This window comes from Pantoea sp. X-Soil-ISGK-259, assembly GCF_059730705.1.
Genome location: NZ_AP035986.1, coordinates 3,404,633 through 3,421,897 on the forward strand (window position 1 = coordinate 3,404,633; position 17,265 = coordinate 3,421,897).

Sequence of the window (17,265 nt, forward strand, 5' to 3'; positions counted from 1 at the left end):
AACGTTTAAAAGAGATTTCAGGCCAGAAAAGCAAAGCGCGAGCCGTGCTCGCGCTTAACCATTTCACGACGGACGCAGGTCTCTACAGGTCCATCTGTTGCTGTAAATGCATGGCGGCAATCGGCTGCCAGATCTCCGTCAATGCGCCCTCTTTACCGGTGAAAGGGTCCTGCGTCGGCAGTGGCACTTTTTTTACCTGTTCCTGGGCCATTTTCAGCTTAGCCGGTTCATCACGCAGCGTCTCCGGCGACATGCCGTGCGGATAGGCACCAATCACCATGAAGTCGTCGCTGGCGCTGACCTGACGATGGCCGACGCCTGCCGGAATCAGCACCGCATCACCGGCGCGCAGCGTCACCATCCGGCCACTGTCGCCGCCAAATAGTACTTCTGCCCAGCCCTCCGCCACGCCCAGCAATTCATGGGTGTTGGGATGAAAGTGGGTGTAGGGAAAAATCGGATAGCGCCAGGCGGGTGGCCAGCCGTTCTCTTCAAACGTTTTCTCAAACCACGTCGCGATTTCCTCATCTTCCGGCACCACGCGCGGCCAGATAATCAGAGGTAACGGGTTATTCGGGACGCCACCCGACGGGATGCCAAGCATAAGATGCTGAGGATTATCAGAAGCCCCTGCCGAGAAAGTGCCTGCGGCAAAGGACATCATTAACATCAGGCTGGAGGATGAGGCACACATACAGGTTCTCCGGTTTTTTATTAAGTGTGGCAAACCCGCGGCACAATGCAATGTGCGCCAGACAACACATTTTGGATAATTGACTGATATTGCTGCCTAAAGCCAAATGTGTCGTTAACAATAGGGCAAGAGTGTGCATGGGTGGCAGAGGGTAGCGGTTTTTACTGCGGCAAAGTGTTGCAAAATGTCAGGTGGGAGGATGGCCAACAACTGTTTTATCAACTGTTATATAAAAAATGCACGAATCTGTTTCTGATATGCTTGACTGTTATCTGTTGTAATAGCTAACAGATGACAGTGAGGTAACAAATGGACGCTATTAAACAAATCCTGATTGACGAGATCGCTACGCTTAATCGCGAAGAACGTCGCGACAATTTGCCGCGCTTTAGCCTCTCGTTTCTGAAAAAACACCCCGGCCTCTGGGCAGTCATGTATCTCTGCTACGGCCTGTGCGTGGCGCTGATTTTCTCTACCGAGATGCTCGGCTGGCCCGCCTTCTGGTTTGCCACCGCATTTGTGCTGGTCATGAGTGTTCTGATGCTGCTGGATATCAATCCGAAATATCGCTTTGAAGATATTGATGCACTCGATCTGCGCGTCTGCTACAACGGCGAGTGGTATTACATTCAGCCCGTGCGCGAGCAGGCTATCTCTCGCATTCTGTCGCTGCCTGAAGCACCGGAACGGGTGAAGACAGGCATCCAGCGTCTGCTGACGCAAAAAGGGGAAGTGGACTTCTATGATGTCTACTACCTGACCTGGGGTCACCAGGAAGCGGCGCAGGTTTAATCTGCCAGCGGCTTCGCCATCAACTGACCCAGCGTTTCTATTGCCGCCTCGGCCCGGCTATCCCACGGCCAGGCGGTATTCAGCCGAAAACAGTGGCTGAACTGCTCTCCTGCCGAAAATAACTGCCCCGGTGCAATGCTGATCCCCTTCGCCAGCGCCTGCTGATAGAGCCGGGTCGTATTAATATGGTCCGGCAGTGTCACCCAAAGAAAATAGCCCCCGCGCCCTTCACTGACCGTTGACTGCGGTGGCAGTACTTTCAGTAATGCCTGGCGCACCATTTGCTGTCGTTTCGCCAGAATCTGTCGCAGCCGCTTAAGATGGGTGTCGTAACGCCGCGTAGCGAGGAAATCGGCCAGCGCCAGCTGCATTGGCGCGCTGGTAGAAAGCGTGCTCATCAGCTGAAGCCGCTGAATGCGCTGCGCATGTTGCCCTGCCGCAACCCAGCCAACGCGAAATCCTGCCACCAGCGACTTTGAAAACGAGCCGCAATGCAGCACGTTCCCCTGACGATCCCAGGCTTTAGCCGGCAGCGGCGCAACATCACCCGCCCAGAGTTCGGCATAGACATCATCTTCAATCATCGGCACCTGATAACGCGCCAGTAGTTCGACCAGCTCTTGTTTACGCTCCGGGGTTAAGGTCACGCTCAGCGGATTTTGTAGCGTCGTCATCAGCCAGCAGGCTTTCACCGGCCAGCGCTGCAGGGCCTCCTCCAGCTGGGCAAGGTCGATGCCCTGCTTTGCATCGACCGGAATTGCCAGCGCCTTGAGTTTGAGCCGTTCAATCGCCTGCAGCGCACCATAAAAACCCGGATGCTCAATTATCACGTAATCGCCCGGCTCGGTCAGGGACTGCAGGCTGAGATTGAGTGCCTCCAGTGCCCCGCTGGTGATGACAATTTCATCCGGCGACAGCGTAATGCCCTGGCGCGCATAGCGCTGGGCCAGCAGCTGTCGCAGCGTGGCGTTGCCAGGCGGCAGATTGTGCAGCGCATCCGTTGGGGTGAGATGATGAGAGACGTTTGCCAGCGAGCGCATGAGCTGGCGCTGCGGAAACAGAGCGGGATCAGGGAAAGCAGAACCAAACGGCACGATGGCGGGATCGCGCGTGGCCTGCAATACATCAAACACAAAGTCGTTGATATCAACCTGTTCGCTGATCGCCACGCTCAGCGGTGCGGGCGCCAGGGCACGCGGTGCCACGTAGTAACCTGACTGAGGACGAGAAACGATCCAGCCCTGGCTTTCCAGCAACTCATAGGCATGCAACACGGTCATCAGGCTGACACCCTGCTGCGCAACCTGCTGACGCAACGAAGGTAAACGGGTGCCTGGCAGCCAGATGCCGGCCTCTATTTGCTGCTGAATCTCATCCATCAATCGCTGGTATTTCGCCACGGGTCGCCTCTCCCTGTTTTACCGTGAATAATCTGGCCGCGAGACTTTACCACGGCAGGCGATCAATGACAGGCGGTGCGAATCGCTTATCGTCTCAATTCACGCGGATGCTACGCTGTGTCAGGTGTGTCAGATCGCAGCAACCTGCGGTGTCAGCAGCGGTTCAGCTTCACTCATCTGGCGGATATCCGTAACGACCTCTTCGTCTTCTGCTACCACAAAGTTAGCCAGCTCCGGCACCTGTTCCGCGGGAACCGGCCTGCCCAGCAGGAAGCCCTGCAGCGTATTGCAACCCAGGCCGGTCAGAAAGGCCTGCTGTTCAGCGGTTTCAACGCCCTCGGCCACCACTTTCAGTTGCAGTGACTGCGCCAGTGCCACAATCGCCGACACGATGGTGGCATCTTCCGGCTGATGCTGGAGTTCATTCACAAAGGCCCGATCGATCTTAAGTTCGCTGGCCGGTAGCCTTTTCAGGTAGAGCAGGCTGGAGTAGCCGGTGCCAAAGTCATCAATCGAGGCTTTCACCCCAAGCTGAGTCAGCTGGGTGAGAATACGCACACTCTCATCGGGATCGCGCATCGCGGTGGTTTCCGTCACCTCCAGCGTCAACAGTTCGGCCGGAATCTGATGTTTTGCCAGCGCATCTACCACTGTCTCTACCAGATTCGATTGCTCAAACTGCAGCGCCGACAGGTTCACCGCCACTGACCAGTCCGTATGGCCCTGCAAATGCCACTGGCGCAACTGGCGACACGCTTCATTAATCACCCAATTGCCGATGTTGACAATCATCCCGGTTTTTTCCGCCATTGGCAGAAATTTGTCAGGCGATAACAGACCCCGCTTTGGATGTTCCCAGCGCAGCAGCGCTTCGAAACCAAGAAGCGGGCCGCGTGGCGCGCAATATTTTGGCTGATAGAACAGGCGTAGCTCATTGTTATCCAGCGCCTGCCAGAGATCATTGTTCAGCTGAAGCTGGCTCTGCGCCTGAATGTTCATTGAGGGCTGAAAAAAGGTGTAACCATTGCGGCCATTATTTTTGGTGTGATACATCGCCGCATCGGCGTTGAACATCAGTTCACGCTCATCCTCGCCATCGCCAGGATAGACAGCGATGCCGAGGCTCAGCGAGACCACCAGCTCATAGCGTGAGATATCAAACGGACGGTCCACCGCTTTCACCAGTTTATCGGCAATGGCCGCCGCATCGTTGGGATCGTCGATCTCCACCAGCAGTACAAACTCATCACCGCCGAGTCGCGCCAGCGTGTAATAGCCAGCCATCTGCTGGCTCATCCGCTCGGTCACACCCACCAGCAGACGGTCGCCAATGTGATGCCCGAACGCGTCGTTAACCGCCTTAAATCCGTCCAGATCCATAAACATCAGGGCAAACAGCGTCTGCTCACGATTGGCTTTGTTGATCGCCTGTTCCAGTCGATCTTCCAGCAGAATGCGGTTTGGCAGGCGAGTCAGATTGTCGTGCAGCGCCAGCTGTGCCAGCTCGCGGTTCGCTTCAGCCAGTGAGCTGGCGAGAATGGAGGTGCGCGCCTGCATCCGCGCATCCAGCATCGAGACCAGCAGAGTAATCCCCAGGATTGAGATAGTGACTACCGTGACCAGAATCGCCAGCCAGTTACTGTTAACGCCCTGCCCCATCGAATGGCTGTGAGCGGGAAACTCTGCCGCCATCATGCCGGTGTAGTGCATGCCCGCAATCGCACAGCCCATCACTACGGATGCGCCAATACGCAGCAGGGTCACCCGGCCAGTCTGACCTTCACGCAGGTTAAATGCCAGCCACAGCGCTGCGCCAGAAGCGGCCAGCGCGATCACCACCGAAAGGCCTATCCAGCCCCACCGCCAGACAATACCCGGCGAGAACATCAGGGCTGCCATACCGGTATAGTGCATCGCCACGACGCCGCTGCCGAGAATCAGTGCGCCGCCCGCCAGGCGCGGCAGGGGCAAATCGCCACTGCAGACCAGCCACAGGGCAAATATCGATGCGCAGACCGCGATGGCAGCGGAGAAGGCGGTCAGCCCGGCGTTGTAGCTCATCACCATCTCCATGTTCATCGACAACATGCCAATGAAGTGCATCGCCCAGATGCCGATGCCCATGGAGAAACCGCCGCCAAACAGCCAGACCAGCGCGACTTTGCCCGTGGAGTGCACCACCCGTCCCGCCATATCTAAGGCGGTAAACGAAGCCAGCATCGCGACAAGAACGGAGACGATGACGATAAAAGAGTCGTATGAGGTTGCTAACATAGTGCGTTCCCGCGAAAAGCCGTGCTTGTGTTTATGTAAGGGATTTTTAAAACTTCTTTTCTTAATTATCGGCACTGCCCGCCGGTTAATGAGCCGCGAACCCTGCATCTTTCCACTCACTCTGAGTGCTGAAATCTATCGTCAGCGTCAGACGGATGCTGATGCCAGAGGCGGTCGCAGTCCGGCAAAACGAAACGCCTCTATGCGATCCGCTGGCGTCGGCTTGCCCAGCAGATATCCCTGCAGCGCATCAAAGCCCAGGCTGGTGAGCAGGTGCTGCTGCTCTTCTGTCTCAACCCCTTCCGCCACCATGCGCAGGTTAAGACTCTGCGCCAGGGTCAGCATGGCGCTGACCACGGTCGCATCTTCACTGCCGGGTCGCAGGCAGTTAATAAAGCTGCGATCGATTTTGAGTTCGCTGGCATCCAGATCTTTCAGATGCAACAGGTTGGCATAGCCGATGCCAAAATTATCAATGGCCACACTGACGCCCGCCTGCTGCAGTTCACGAATACGTTGCTGGCTGAAGAGGGGATCACGCATGGCAATCGCTTCCGTGATTTCCAGCATCAGTGCGCTGCCTGACAACTGGTAACGCGCCAGCGTCTGCATCAGCGTGTGGAGTAAATCACGCTGGTGAAACTGCAACGTGGAGAGATTGACCGAGACCGTCCAGTCGCTGTTGCCCTGGTTATGCCAGATTTTCAGCTGACGGCAGGCCTCATCAATCACCCAGTTGCCCAGTGCAACGATCTGGCCGGTTTTTTCGGCGCGCGGCAGAAACAGCTCAGGCGTCAGCAACCCGCGTTGCGGATGCTGCCAGCGCAGCAGTGCTTCAAATCCCATTAGCCGTGTGCCGCCGGAACGGAATTTGGGCTGATAAAAGAGTCGCATCTGTTGCCGATCGATCGCCTCCCACAGATCGTTTGCCAGCGCCAGCTGATGCTGCGTTGCATCACTCATCGCCGGCTCAAACAGGCACCAGCCGTTACGTCCGCTGTGTTTAGTGTGGTACATCGCCGAGTCGGCATTGAATAACAGCTCCTGCCGGTTACGACCGTGCAGCGGGAATATCGCAATGCCCGCACTGAGGGAAACGTGTAACACATAGCGATCCAGTTCAAACGGCGTACTGATCACTTTGACCAGTTTTTGCGCCAGCTGACGGGCTGGAGTGACATCGCATGCCTCCGCCATCAGTACAAATTCATCGCCTCCCAGACGCACCAGCAGCATCGTGTTGCTGAGCTGGCTACGCAGCCGTTCCGACACGGCCACCAGCAACCGATCACCGACGTGGTGTCCCCAGGTGTCATTGACCGCTTTGAACCCATCAAGATCCATGTAGATCACGGCAAAGCGATTTTCGTTGAGCATAGCCTGTTTAATCGCCAGATCGAGCTGCTGCTCCAGCATGGCCCGATTGGGTAGCGCGGTCAGATTGTCATGCATCGCCAGCTGACGCAGTTCCTGGTTAGCGTGTCTGAGTCGGGTCGCCAGTCGCGCGGCACGCAGTTGGGCATCCAGCATGGAACTCAGCAGCGTAATGCCCAGAATAATCAGCGTAATGAGCGTTACCCAAACCGCCAGTCCTGAATTGCTCACACCACCCGACTGCATCATACTGCTCTCGCTGAATCGGGCTGCCGACATGCCGACATAATGCATACCAGCAATGGCCATCCCCATCACCAGTGAGGCCAGTCCCCGCATCAGCAGCAGATGATGGTCGCCCTGGCGCAGATGAAACGCCAGCCACAGCGCCACGCCCGAAGCAACAAACGCAATGATCACGGAGAGCGCCACCCGCAGCACATTCCACTCAGGTCGCGGCTCAATCAGCAGCGCATACATGCCGAGGTAGTGCATCACGACAATCCCTGAACTCAGGATCAGTGTGCCGCGCAGTAACCGATAACGGGTGAGATGCAGGCCGCCTACTGTCTGGCCAAAAGCAAACATTGACGCCATGATCGCCACCAGCAGCGAGAGTATCGTCAGCCGCGTGTCATAGCGCATCGTCATCGGCATCATCATCGCCAGCATACCAATGAAATGCATTGCCCAGACGCCAATCCCCATCGCAGTTCCGCCTGCCAGCAACCAGAATCGGGCGCTCCAGCCACGGGATACCGCCACCCTTCCGGCAGTATCCAGCGCTGTAAATGAGGCAATAAACGCGACGATCAGCGAAACGCAGATCAAAACGCTATCCCAGGTGACAAGCAACATGTGCAGCTCCTCACCACCCGCTGAGAAACGGGTGCTGTGTAAAGTCAGAAAGTGATTCAAAAAACACCCGTTGGGTGAAAGTCATTAAATTTCGGTTTTTTGTTATCCCGGAGGCCCGGTAAAGCGCGCCCCCAGACGCAGGGCATTTTAAACCTGCATCTTATTTCCCGCCTGCTGAGACAGCCGGTAAATCGTTATTATGTCTGATTGGTACAGGAACATATCACCGAAGCGGAAAGCATGCCAGAGACCGAAAAAACAAAGAGTTTTCTTTTTCTTTCTTGCTTTTATGCCTTGCTGTTACTGGGTTATCGGCCACTTAGGCCATTTGATTAATGAAAAATAACTGGCAGGGCTTCGCGTAACGCTTTAACTGATCTATAGTAAGTAAAACTAATATAAATCATCATTCTTAAGTCTAAGATTCTCCTCAGGACAGTGGCACTAACCGCCTTGTAATTTTTATTTCATCATTTTGAGTTGAATCGTTAATAAACACCGGGTGAAAAAGCACTGACTCTCGATAATCCGTAAGGAAATATTATGAAACTCAAGCTTTTTCTGTGTGCCGCTGCAGGATTAACTGTCGCAATGACACCCTTAACCCAGGCGGCAACGACCTCGGGAACCATCAATGCCACGTTAACGCTGACCACGGGTTGCCTGGTAAACGGTCAGTCAGCTACGGCGGGCGTTAACTTCGGTACCCTGAATTTTGGTAGCAGTGCAGCGACCTTCGACACCCTGAACGCCACGCTGGTCGGTGCGGCGGGTAACGGTATTTTTGTCCGCTGTACCACGGGTCAGGACTATAACGTGGTGGTGACCAGCAGCAATACTGCGCCAGCGACCATTTATGGCACCGCCTCTGCATCACCACGTTATCTGGTTCTGGGATCGGATAATGCACAGGGCATCGCCTATACCCTCTACAGTGACGCCTCTTTTACCACGGCTATCGCCAACAATACGCCAATCGCCGCCAGTGGAACCACGGACCCAACACTGGGCACCAACTACGCCATTTATGGCCGGGTTGTTGGCGGCGGTTTTAATCCCCTGATTCCTGCCGGAACTTATACCGATACGATTAACGTTGCCGTGAACTATTAACGACTGTCGCAGGTAGATAAGGGTGGTTCTCTGGCGATCCAGCCTGATGATCGCATGCGGTCTGCCTCTGCTGATAAGGTGTTTCAGCGCCTGGGGCCTGCCCACCAGCACCTTTCAGGTCACCGCTTCTGTCGTGGCAGGCTGCGTAATATCCGGAACCAATACCGGTGTTTTCGGCACACTTAACTTTGGCACACAGTCTGGCGTGGCGGCCACTCCCGCCAGCGCCAGCTTTGTACAGAGTACCTCGATCAATCTTGCCTGCACGCCGGGCACCACGCTGAGCATGAGCATTAATCAGGGCGCCAACTTCACGACCACCCGCAACCTGAAACTGCCCAACTTCAGCAATACCGTTCCCTATACGCTCTTTAGTAATGCCAGCCGCACCACGGTGATCCCGGTCAATCAGGCGGTGCCGCTGAGCTATAGCAATGCCAATAACATTACGCTGCCGATCTATGGCCAGCTGCAACTGCCCGGCACTGCGCGCGCCGGCGTTTATACCGATACGCTGACCGTCACCCTGAGCTGGTGAGGCGATAGAAAACAAGGATACGATCATGAAGCCACTGCGCGCCCTGCTGTTGCTGTTAAGTTCTCCCCTTTTCCATGCAGCCTTTGCTGCTAACTCTGTGATGATATGGCCTATCGATCCCGCCATTAATCCTGAAGAGAAAGCCAGCGAACTCTGGCTGGAGAATCGCGGTAACACGACCACGATGATGCAGATCCGTGTTTTCAGCTGGCAGCAAATCAATGGACAGGAACAGTACCAGACCCAGCAGCGGGTGGTCGCCAGCCCGCCAATGGTGCGAATGGAGCCAGGACAAAAACAGCTGGTCAGACTGATTAAACAGACGCCGCCTGCGGCCGGTAAAGAGCAGGCTTATCGGGTGGTGCTGGATGAGATTCCCACGCCGCGCAATCCTGGCGAGAATCAGGCCGGGCTGACCTTTCAGATGCGTTACTCAGTGCCGTTGTTCGTGTATGGCACCGGGCTCTCCACCGACAGCGCCCGTCCGGCTCTGCGCTGGCAACAGATTAGCGAGGGAGGCAAGCGCTGGCTGCAGCTGACCAACAGCGGCAATGGCCATGCCCGACTGAGCAATGTGACTATCGGCGGTCGCAGACTGGGCGACGGTTTATATGGCTATGTGCTCGCGGACAGCACATATCGCTGGCCACTCACCACGCCGGTCAGCGGCGAACTCACTGCAGAGGTCAACAAGAGCCCGTGGCGCAGCGCTGCCCAGAAATAAGCGCTGAATGAGACCTTTTTCCCTGCATCACTGCGCGCTGACGGTAGCCAGCGTCATTTACGCCTTAACGCCGGATCCTGTGCTGGCGGAGACCTATTCATCCCTGCCTCCACCGCACAGCCTGCAGACCAGCAGCAGCGGTCAGCAATATATGCTGGAGCTGGTGATTAACCAGCAGGAAAACGGCAACATTGTGCCAGTCGAGCAGCGCAACGACCATTTCTGGCTGCGCAGCGGCGATCTGCAGCGTGCCGGTCTGCCACTGGATAAGCTGGGTGAGCAGGCGCAGATCGATGTCAGCAGCCTGCAATCCGTCAGTGTGGAATATGACGCCGCCCGTCAGCGGCTGCTGCTCACCGTACCACCGGAATGGCTTCCCGGTCAGGTGATTGGCGAGGCGAAGAACGGACCGCGCTATCCGGGGCGCACCAGCGCCGGCGCGCTGATTAACTACGATCTCTACGCCAGCCGTACCGATACCACCGGCACCCGGCTTTCTGCCTGGAACGAACTGCGCCTGTTCGGTGATGCCGGACACGTCTCTACCAACGGCGTCTGGCAGCAGCAGCTGGAAGGCAGCCCCGCTTATCAGGACAACGGTTATATCCGTTACGACAGCTGGTGGAGCAATGAAGATGAGAACGCGGTGATGAGCTGGCGGGTCGGGGATCTGGTGACTGACTCGCTTGCCTGGAGCAGCAGCATCCGACTCGGCGGCATCAGTGTGGGTCGCGACTTCAGCGTCCGTCCTGACCTGGTGACCTATCCGCTACCCGCCTTCTCTGGCCAGGCTGCAGTCCCCTCCACCGTCGATCTCTTTATCAATGGCTATCGCTCCGGTCAGGCAAATGTGCAGCCTGGCCCCTGGTCATTAACCAATGTGCCATTCGTCAATGGTGCGGGTGACGCGGTGATCACCACCACGGATGCGGTCGGCCGACGCGTAACCACCACCATGCCGTTTTATGTCTCCAGCAATCTGCTGAAATCGGGGCTGGCTGACTACGCTATCTCCGCCGGGGCGATTCGCGAAAATTACGGCATTAAAAACTTCGATTACGGTGCGGCTGCCGCGAGTGGCTCATATCGCTACGGCATAACCGACTGGCTGACGCTGGAGAGTCACGCCGAGGGCAGCGAAAATCTGGCGATGGGCGGGCTGGGAGGTCAGTTTCGGGTTGGCAGCTGGGGCGTGGTTAACGGCGCGGTGGCACAAAGTCATCTTGATGGCGACAGCGGCAGGCAATATAGCTGGGGCTATCAGTACAACAATCGCTGGTTCAACATCGGCACGCAGCAGACCCAGCGCAGCAGCGACTTTGGCAATCTGGCCCTGGTCGGCAGCCGTGCCGGTAGTCAGGCGGATAGCCGTTACACGCTATCGCGCCGCACTGCCCAATACAGCGCCAGCATCTCACTGAACCGCTTTGGCAGCGTCGGCGCCGCCTTCATCGATATCACCGACGGCCAGGGCGATCGCACCCGCCTGTGGAACCTCTCATGGAGTAAGAATCTGTGGGGAAACAGCAGCCTCTATGTCTCCGCCAGCCGCGATCAGGAGGAGAAGAGCTGGACCGGTGCGCTCTCGCTGGTGATCCCGTTTGGCGAGCAGGGCAGCGCGGCGATCAGCACCGAGCGCGATCAACGCGGTCGCGATAGCCAGCGTCTCTATGCCTCCAGTGCCATGCCCAGCGACGGTGGATTCGCCTGGGATGCCTCATGGGCGAATCAGAGTGGCGACAGTGGCGACTACCGGCAGGGCAGTCTGCGCTACCGCAATAACCATATCGACACCTCGGGGGGCTTCTACGGTGATGATGACAATCTGACTCAATGGGCCGATGTCGCCGGTGCACTGGTATTAATGGACAACGGCGTCTTTGCCGCCAACGCCATCAACGACGCTTTTGTGCTGGTGAAAACGGGCTATCCCGACGTTAATGTTCGCTATGAAAATCAGTCGATGGGACGCACTAACCAACAGGGCTATCTGCTGGTCCCCGCCATCAGCAGCTACTACCCGGCCAAATATGATATCGACACCCTCGACCTGCCCGCCGATATGACCACGCCCCATGTTGAGCAGCGTTTTGCGGTGAAACGTCAGAGCGGCTACCTGCTTAACTTCCCGGTGGAAAAACTGCGCTCTGCCAGCGTGATTCTGGTTGATGCACAGGGCCAGCCGCTGCCGGTCTCAAGCCTGGTACAGCGTGCGGATCATGCCACTGAGTATGTCGGCTGGGATGGCATCGTCTGGATGGAAAATCTCACTGCCAGAAACCCGATGGAGGTGGTGACGCCCGATGGCCGCCGCTGTGAAACCGAACTGCGCATCGCCAGCGGTCAGCCGCAGGCGCTGAAAACCTATGGCCCTCTGACCTGCGCGCTGCCCGCGCCCGCCGCAGGCAGCGCAGCCTCTCCCGCTGAATCTTTCACGTCCGGAACCCAACCATGATCAAATCTCTGTTACTGGCTGCCCTGCTGCTGACACTGCCGTCGGTGAGCTACGCCGCCTGCGGTCTGCCCGCGTCGACCGCCAGCTTCGGCTCGGTCACGACGTTTGTGGCGAATACCACCGTCAGCTCGGTGACCACTAACGCCAACGTCAACTGTGGCGCAGGCTCGGCGTTGTCACTGCTTGGCAATAACCAGATAACGTTTCAGCTGACCGGCGCGACCAATATCAGCGGCACACGGGGCGTCCTGAAACGCAGTGGTGACACCGGCAGCGATAATGTGCCAGTACGGCTCTGCACCGACAGCGCCTGCGCCAGCGAACTGACGATTGGCAGCACGCCGTTTGTTTACAGCTCACAAACCCTGATAAATCTGGCAGGTTTGCTGGGCAGTCTTAACTTTGCCCTTCCCGTCTATCTGCGCACTGTTCCCGGTCAGGTGGTTGCAGCGGGAACCTATTCCGTTACGCTAAATATGGCTGTGACTTACCGCATCTGCACCAGCATTGGCGTGGGTAATCTCTGTTTAAGCGAGCAGAAAGGCAGCGGCGTGATTCCGATTAACGTTACCGCTGTCCTCACCAACGATTGCACGACGATCACCGCACCCAACATCAGCTTTGGCAATGCGCCGCTGGTGAGTAGCTTCTCCGCTGTATCGCAGACCATTAACGTGCTGTGCAGTAAAGGCAGTACCTATACCGTCGGGCTGAACAATGGCAGTTATCCGGCGGGCAGCGTCAGGAACATGGCGAGCGGAGCGAACCGTCTGAGTTATGAGATTTATAAAAGTGCCACCAGCAATCGCTGGGGAGCGGCAGGCACTGAACGCTGGAGCAGTACCACCTCGACAGCGGTATCAGCGGATGGACTGACGCGCGGCTTTAACTACACCGCGCGCATCCTGACCACTCAGAACACGCCGCCTGCAGGAAATTACAGCGACAGCGTGGTCGTCGATTTATCGTTTTAAAGTGACGCGCTGACCGTCGTTGTGGCGCTGTGACGCCGCTGATACTGCTTCACCATCCGGCCAATCAACAGCGTACCGATCAGCCCGCAGACCGCCGCAAAGGTGAGCCAGACGCCAGGCATCGCTTTGTCACCGGTGGCGTGAATCAGATAGCTGGAGATGGCAGGTGTAAAGCCGCCAAATAGCGCCGTTGCCAGACTGTAAGCCATGGAGAAACCGGCAGCGCGCACTTCAGCAGGCATAATTTCTGCCAGATAAACCACCATCGCACCGTTATAGCTGGCATAGAGAAACGACAGCCACAGCTCAGCTTCCAGCAGGTGAGCGAAGCTGGCCGATCCCACCATCCAGTGAAGCACCGGCCAGGTGGTGGCAATCATCAGCAGGGTAAAAATAATCAGCAGCGGACGTCGTCCCACGCGGTCCGACAGCGTACCCATCAGCGGCAGCCAGAAGAGGTTGGAAACACCCACACAGAGCGTCACCAGAAACGCCTGCTTGTCGCTCATCATCAACACGGTTTTCCCAAAGGTCGGCGTAAAAGCGGTGATCATGTAGAACATCACCGTGGTGGTGACCACCATCAGCATGCCCGCCAGCACCAGCGCCCAGTTGCTGGCGACTGACCGCATGATTTCCGTCATGCTCGGGTGATGTTTACGTTTACTGAACGCTTCAGTCTCTTCCAGCATCCGGCGGATATAGAACAGGAACGGCACAATCAGACAGCCAACCACAAACGGGATACGCCAGCCCCACTCCGTTACCGCTTCTTTCGCCAGCAGATGATTCAGCATCAGGCCCAGCAGGGCAGCAAAGATCACCGCAATCTGCTGACTGCCCGACTGCCAGCTCACGAAGAAGCCTTTACGTCCTTTGGGTGCAACTTCGGCCAGATAGACCGATACGCCACCCAGCTCAACCCCCGCCGAGAAGCCCTGCAACAGACGCCCCAGCAGAATCAGAATCGGTGCTGCCACGCCTAAGGTAGCGTAACCCGGTACCACCGCAATGGTCAGGGTACCAATCGCCATTAAGCCCAGCGTCAGCAACAGGCCTTTACGGCGCCCATGATGGTCGATGTAGGCACCTAAAATGATCGCCCCCAGCGGGCGCATCAGGAAGCCGGCACCAAAGGTCATCAGGGTCAGCATCAGGGAAGCAAACGGGTCATCACCCGGGAAGAAGGTTTTTGAAATGGCGGTCGCGTAGTAGCCAAACACCATGAAGTCGTACATCTCCAGGAAGTTACCACTGGTGACGTTGAAGATAGTTCGGGCAGCACTTTTCGGCGGCTTTTGTAAAGACGGGGTGTGACTCATAACGGCTTCCTATTGTTTTTTAGCCGTTTTAGCCTGACTGAAGCGGGATTAATGTGACGTGAGTCACCATTGCAATTTACAAATCTATGTACATAAGTAACAACCAATTAACAATCCGAATCAGGCAGCATAAGTGATCGGCTTGAGCACTGCTTGACCCGATTTTATGTGGTCAGAGAGCCAGCATAAAAAAAGGCGACCTCAATAGTCGCCTTCTAAGGATGCCCGATAATTCGCTATTTCTTCACGGTTTCCATGCCCATCAGCCCGATTTTCAGATAGCCCGCCGTGCGCAGTTTATCCATGACGCTCATCAGGGTTTCATAATCCACCGACTTGTCCGCCTGGAAGAAAATCGTCGTCTCTTTGTTGCCCTGCGTCTGGCTGGTCAGCACGTTCACCAGCGAGTCAGGCGTAACCTGATCGTTACCGACGTAGAGCTGCTTATCCGCTTTAATCGACAAATAAACTGGCTTCTCCGGGCGCGGCTGCGGCGCGCTGGTTGAGGCTGGCAGATTGACGCGCACGTCGACCGTCGCCAGTGGCGCGGCTACCATAAAGATGATCAGCAGAACCAGCATGACGTCGATAAACGGCGTCACGTTAATCTCATGCATTTCACCGTCGGTTTGCAGATCGTCGTTTAATCGCATGGCCATAACAGCTTACCCTAAGCGCAGTTTCTGGGCGGTCGCGGGACGTGGAACCTCTTTGGCCACAGTGCCCAGGTCGATGTCACGACTCTGCAACAGCATCACCTGAGCGGCAACATCACCCAGCGAGGCTTTGTAGTTAGCGATCATGCGGGCAAAGACGTTGTAAATTACCACCGCCGGAATCGCAGCGACCAGACCCACCGCCGTTGCCAGCAGCGCTTCTGCGATACCCGGTGCCACCACCGCAAGGTTCGTCGTCTGGGTTTTCGCAATACCGATAAAGCTGTTCATGATGCCCCAGACAGTGCCGAACAGACCAATAAACGGGGCGACAGAGCCGATGGTTGCCAGGAAGCCATTGCCCCGGCCTGCATGGCGGCTGAAAGCAGCCACGCGGCGCTCAAGGCGGAAACTGGTGCGATCTTTAATGCCGTTGGTATCTTCCACACCTGCCGACAATTCGAGTTCATTCTGCGCATCGTTCAGCAGCACGACGCTGTGGCTGTGACCGGTAAACGACTGAGCAATGCGGGCGGCGTCATTAAGACTACGGGCTTCGCCCAGCGCCAGTTGCTCACGCTTCAGGCGGCGCTTAGCGGCGCTGAGTTCAGCATATTTGCCGAAAAAGATTGCCCATGTCACGACCGATGCCAACAACAGGCCAATCATGACGACCTTTACCACGATATCGGCATGTTGATACATGCCCCAAACGGAGAGGTCCGTTTGCATCAAATCACTGGCTACCACGCTGCTTCTCCAACTTCTGATTCAGGGATGCGAAACAAGCGCGAATAATAGCAAAATGGCGGCGAATTGATAGTAGTTCTCATTAGTATTTACAAACCCAACCCTGGTCACAGACCTCGCTTTGACCAGCTTTGCACACTTTCCGTCAGGGATGTTTCGAAAATGTGAAGCTGCATGAAAATTTATTAAAACAACGTTTCAAAATGTGACGCCATTCATTCAATCAACATTACTGCATTTTACTCAGACGCATTTTCACTATGCTGGCTCCACACGGCACTCTGCGGTTAGCCCAGACTCCAGGCCGTCCTACCTCTGCGGGAGACAAAATAATGAGACTGACAAAAACATGCCTGGCCAGTGCCCTGGCGGCAATCATGATAAGTTCCACCGCCACGGCACAGGTGATTAAAGTCGCTGAAGTGCAGCCAGCCGGCTATCCCACTGTGGTTGCCCTGCAACACATGGGCGACAAACTCAAACAGGCCACTGATGGACGGCTGGAGATGAAGATCTACGCCGGTGGCGTGCTGGGTGATGAAGACCAGACGCTGCAACAGGTGCAACTGGGCGCCATCGATATGATCCGCGTCTCACTGGCTCCGGTCACGTCTATCGCCCCGGAAACCAGCGTGCTCACCCTGCCCTACATTTTTCGCGACGTCGACCACATGCATAAAGTGCTGGATGGTGAGATAGGCAGCGAGATTGCCAGCAAGTTTGATAAGGATCCCAACGCCCGCATGGTCTTCCTGGGCTGGACGGATGCCGGTGAGCGCAACATGATCACCAAGAAGCCGCTGGCAAAACCCGACGATCTCAAAGGTATGAAGATCCGGGTGCAGAACAGCGCCATTTCACTAGCGACACTGAAAGCGATGGGCGCAAATCCGGTGGCAATGGGCGTCAGCGAAGTCTTTAGTGCGATGCAGACCGGCGTGGTCGATGGCACCGAGAACAACCCACCTACCTTTGTGGCCCATAACTACATGCCGGTCGCGAAGTACTACACCCTCACCAGCCACTTTATTCAGCCAGAGATGATTCTGTTTTCGAAACGCGCCTGGGATCGCCTGAAACCCGACGATCAGACACTGCTGAAAAAGCTCGGCAAAGAGGCACAGGATGAAGAGCGTCAGCTCTGGGCGACCTACACCGAACAGTCGATCGCCAAAATGAAGGCCGGCGGCGTGACCTTCCAGCAGACCGACCGCGACTACTTCGTTAAGGCTACCCAGCCGGTGCGCGATCAATTCGGCGGCAAATATCAGGATCTGATGACCCGAATCGCCGACGTGAAATAACCCTTCCCGCGCCACACTGCCGTGTGGCGTGCTTAAT

Annotated in this window: 14 protein-coding genes; 7 read left to right on the forward strand and 7 right to left on the reverse strand. The window is 56.4% G+C overall.

Annotation, left to right across the window (positions count from 1 at the left end):
* Nucleotides 1-82: 82 nt before the first annotated feature.
* Nucleotides 83-694 (reverse strand): cupin domain-containing protein, encoded by a 612-nt coding sequence (locus AC6I77_RS16165; RefSeq protein ID WP_003848496.1) that lies wholly within the window; start codon nt 692-694, stop codon nt 83-85.
* 309 nt (nt 695-1,003) lie between these two features.
* On the opposite strand from AC6I77_RS16165, the gene AC6I77_RS16170 reads away from it, so the two are divergent.
* Nucleotides 1,004-1,486: a YlaC family protein gene (locus tag AC6I77_RS16170; RefSeq protein WP_003848494.1), complete on the forward strand. Its 483-nt coding sequence runs from the start codon at nt 1,004-1,006 to the stop codon at nt 1,484-1,486.
* On the opposite strand, the gene AC6I77_RS16175 is transcribed toward AC6I77_RS16170, so the two are convergent.
* The 3 genes from AC6I77_RS16175 to AC6I77_RS16185 all read right to left on the reverse strand — a co-directional run bounded on the left by AC6I77_RS16175 (nt 1,483) and on the right by AC6I77_RS16185 (nt 7,392).
* Nucleotides 1,483-2,886, reverse strand: coding sequence for an aminotransferase-like domain-containing protein (locus AC6I77_RS16175; protein WP_105099908.1), 1,404 nt, complete (start codon nt 2,884-2,886; stop codon nt 1,483-1,485). The genes AC6I77_RS16170 and AC6I77_RS16175 overlap by 4 nt on opposite strands.
* A 129-nt stretch (nt 2,887-3,015) precedes the next feature.
* Complete coding sequence (locus tag AC6I77_RS16180) at nt 3,016-5,160, reverse strand: putative bifunctional diguanylate cyclase/phosphodiesterase (RefSeq protein ID WP_182630111.1); 2,145 nt, start codon at nt 5,158-5,160, stop codon at nt 3,016-3,018.
* Nucleotides 5,161-5,307: 147 nt separating this feature from the next.
* Nucleotides 5,308-7,392 (reverse strand): putative bifunctional diguanylate cyclase/phosphodiesterase, encoded by a 2,085-nt coding sequence (locus AC6I77_RS16185; RefSeq protein WP_497817143.1) that lies wholly within the window; start codon nt 7,390-7,392, stop codon nt 5,308-5,310.
* Between the two features lie 543 nt (nt 7,393-7,935).
* On the opposite strand from AC6I77_RS16185, the gene AC6I77_RS16190 reads away from it, so the two are divergent.
* From AC6I77_RS16190 to AC6I77_RS16210, 5 genes are read left to right on the forward strand one after another with little or no spacing between them, the layout of a single operon-like run.
* Nucleotides 7,936-8,505 (forward strand): spore coat protein U domain-containing protein, encoded by a 570-nt coding sequence (locus AC6I77_RS16190; protein ID WP_008925722.1) that lies wholly within the window; start codon nt 7,936-7,938, stop codon nt 8,503-8,505.
* Between the two features lie 46 nt (nt 8,506-8,551).
* A complete protein-coding gene (locus AC6I77_RS16195; RefSeq protein ID WP_008925723.1) occupies nt 8,552-9,043 on the forward strand; it encodes a Csu type fimbrial protein in 492 nt (163 codons plus the stop codon).
* 25 nt (nt 9,044-9,068) lie between these two features.
* On the forward strand, nt 9,069-9,767 hold the full coding sequence (locus AC6I77_RS16200) for a fimbrial biogenesis chaperone (RefSeq protein WP_003848490.1): 699 nt from the start codon (nt 9,069-9,071) through the stop codon (nt 9,765-9,767).
* Nucleotides 9,768-9,774: 7 nt separating this feature from the next.
* Nucleotides 9,775-12,222, forward strand: coding sequence for a fimbria/pilus outer membrane usher protein (locus AC6I77_RS16205; RefSeq protein ID WP_497817144.1), 2,448 nt, complete (start codon nt 9,775-9,777; stop codon nt 12,220-12,222).
* Complete coding sequence (locus AC6I77_RS16210) at nt 12,219-13,196, forward strand: Csu type fimbrial protein (RefSeq protein ID WP_497817145.1); 978 nt, start codon at nt 12,219-12,221, stop codon at nt 13,194-13,196. The genes AC6I77_RS16205 and AC6I77_RS16210 overlap by 4 nt, the downstream gene beginning before the upstream one ends.
* Here AC6I77_RS16210 and AC6I77_RS16215 read toward each other — a convergent pair.
* The 3 genes from AC6I77_RS16215 to exbB form a co-directional block, all read right to left on the reverse strand.
* Nucleotides 13,193-14,518 (reverse strand): MFS transporter, encoded by a 1,326-nt coding sequence (locus AC6I77_RS16215; RefSeq protein WP_003848486.1) that lies wholly within the window; start codon nt 14,516-14,518, stop codon nt 13,193-13,195. The two genes, AC6I77_RS16210 and AC6I77_RS16215, sit on opposite strands and share 4 nt — an antisense overlap.
* Nucleotides 14,519-14,754: 236 nt before the next feature.
* Nucleotides 14,755-15,177 carry a TonB system transport protein ExbD gene (gene exbD / locus AC6I77_RS16220; RefSeq protein ID WP_008925727.1) on the reverse strand — a complete coding sequence of 141 codons (423 nt, stop codon included), beginning with the start codon at nt 15,175-15,177 and terminating at the stop codon, nt 14,755-14,757.
* A gap of 6 nt (nt 15,178-15,183) precedes the next feature.
* The gene (gene exbB, locus AC6I77_RS16225; RefSeq protein WP_181162245.1) at nt 15,184-15,906 is read right to left on the reverse strand and encodes a tol-pal system-associated acyl-CoA thioesterase; all 723 of its coding nucleotides are present in this window, start codon (nt 15,904-15,906) and stop codon (nt 15,184-15,186) included.
* A 350-nt stretch (nt 15,907-16,256) separates the two neighbouring features.
* Between exbB and AC6I77_RS16230 the strand changes: the two genes are divergently transcribed.
* Complete coding sequence (locus tag AC6I77_RS16230) at nt 16,257-17,228, forward strand: TRAP transporter substrate-binding protein (RefSeq protein WP_497817146.1); 972 nt, start codon at nt 16,257-16,259, stop codon at nt 17,226-17,228.
* Nucleotides 17,229-17,265: the final 37 nt, after the last annotated feature.

Excerpts from the sequence above, each read along its gene's own strand:
- AC6I77_RS16195 (WP_008925723.1), top strand. The coding sequence starts at position 8,552 with ATGATCGCATGCGGTCTGCCTCTGCTGATAAGGTGTTTCAGCGCCTGG.
- AC6I77_RS16170 (WP_003848494.1), top strand. The coding sequence starts at position 1,004 with ATGGACGCTATTAAACAAATCCTGATTGACGAGATCGCTACGCTTAAT.
- AC6I77_RS16205 (WP_497817144.1), top strand. The coding sequence starts at position 9,775 with ATGAGACCTTTTTCCCTGCATCACTGCGCGCTGACGGTAGCCAGCGTC.
- AC6I77_RS16165 (WP_003848496.1), bottom strand. The coding sequence starts at position 694 with ATGTGTGCCTCATCCTCCAGCCTGATGTTAATGATGTCCTTTGCCGCA.
- AC6I77_RS16200 (WP_003848490.1), top strand. The coding sequence starts at position 9,069 with ATGAAGCCACTGCGCGCCCTGCTGTTGCTGTTAAGTTCTCCCCTTTTC.
- AC6I77_RS16210 (WP_497817145.1), top strand. The coding sequence starts at position 12,219 with ATGATCAAATCTCTGTTACTGGCTGCCCTGCTGCTGACACTGCCGTCG.
- AC6I77_RS16185 (WP_497817143.1), bottom strand. The coding sequence starts at position 7,392 with ATGTTGCTTGTCACCTGGGATAGCGTTTTGATCTGCGTTTCGCTGATC.
- AC6I77_RS16190 (WP_008925722.1), top strand. The coding sequence starts at position 7,936 with ATGAAACTCAAGCTTTTTCTGTGTGCCGCTGCAGGATTAACTGTCGCA.
- exbD (WP_008925727.1), bottom strand. The coding sequence starts at position 15,177 with ATGGCCATGCGATTAAACGACGATCTGCAAACCGACGGTGAAATGCAT.
- AC6I77_RS16230 (WP_497817146.1), top strand. The coding sequence starts at position 16,257 with ATGAGACTGACAAAAACATGCCTGGCCAGTGCCCTGGCGGCAATCATG.
- AC6I77_RS16215 (WP_003848486.1), bottom strand. The coding sequence starts at position 14,518 with ATGAGTCACACCCCGTCTTTACAAAAGCCGCCGAAAAGTGCTGCCCGA.
- exbB (WP_181162245.1), bottom strand. The coding sequence starts at position 15,906 with ATGCAAACGGACCTCTCCGTTTGGGGCATGTATCAACATGCCGATATC.
- AC6I77_RS16180 (WP_182630111.1), bottom strand. The coding sequence starts at position 5,160 with ATGTTAGCAACCTCATACGACTCTTTTATCGTCATCGTCTCCGTTCTT.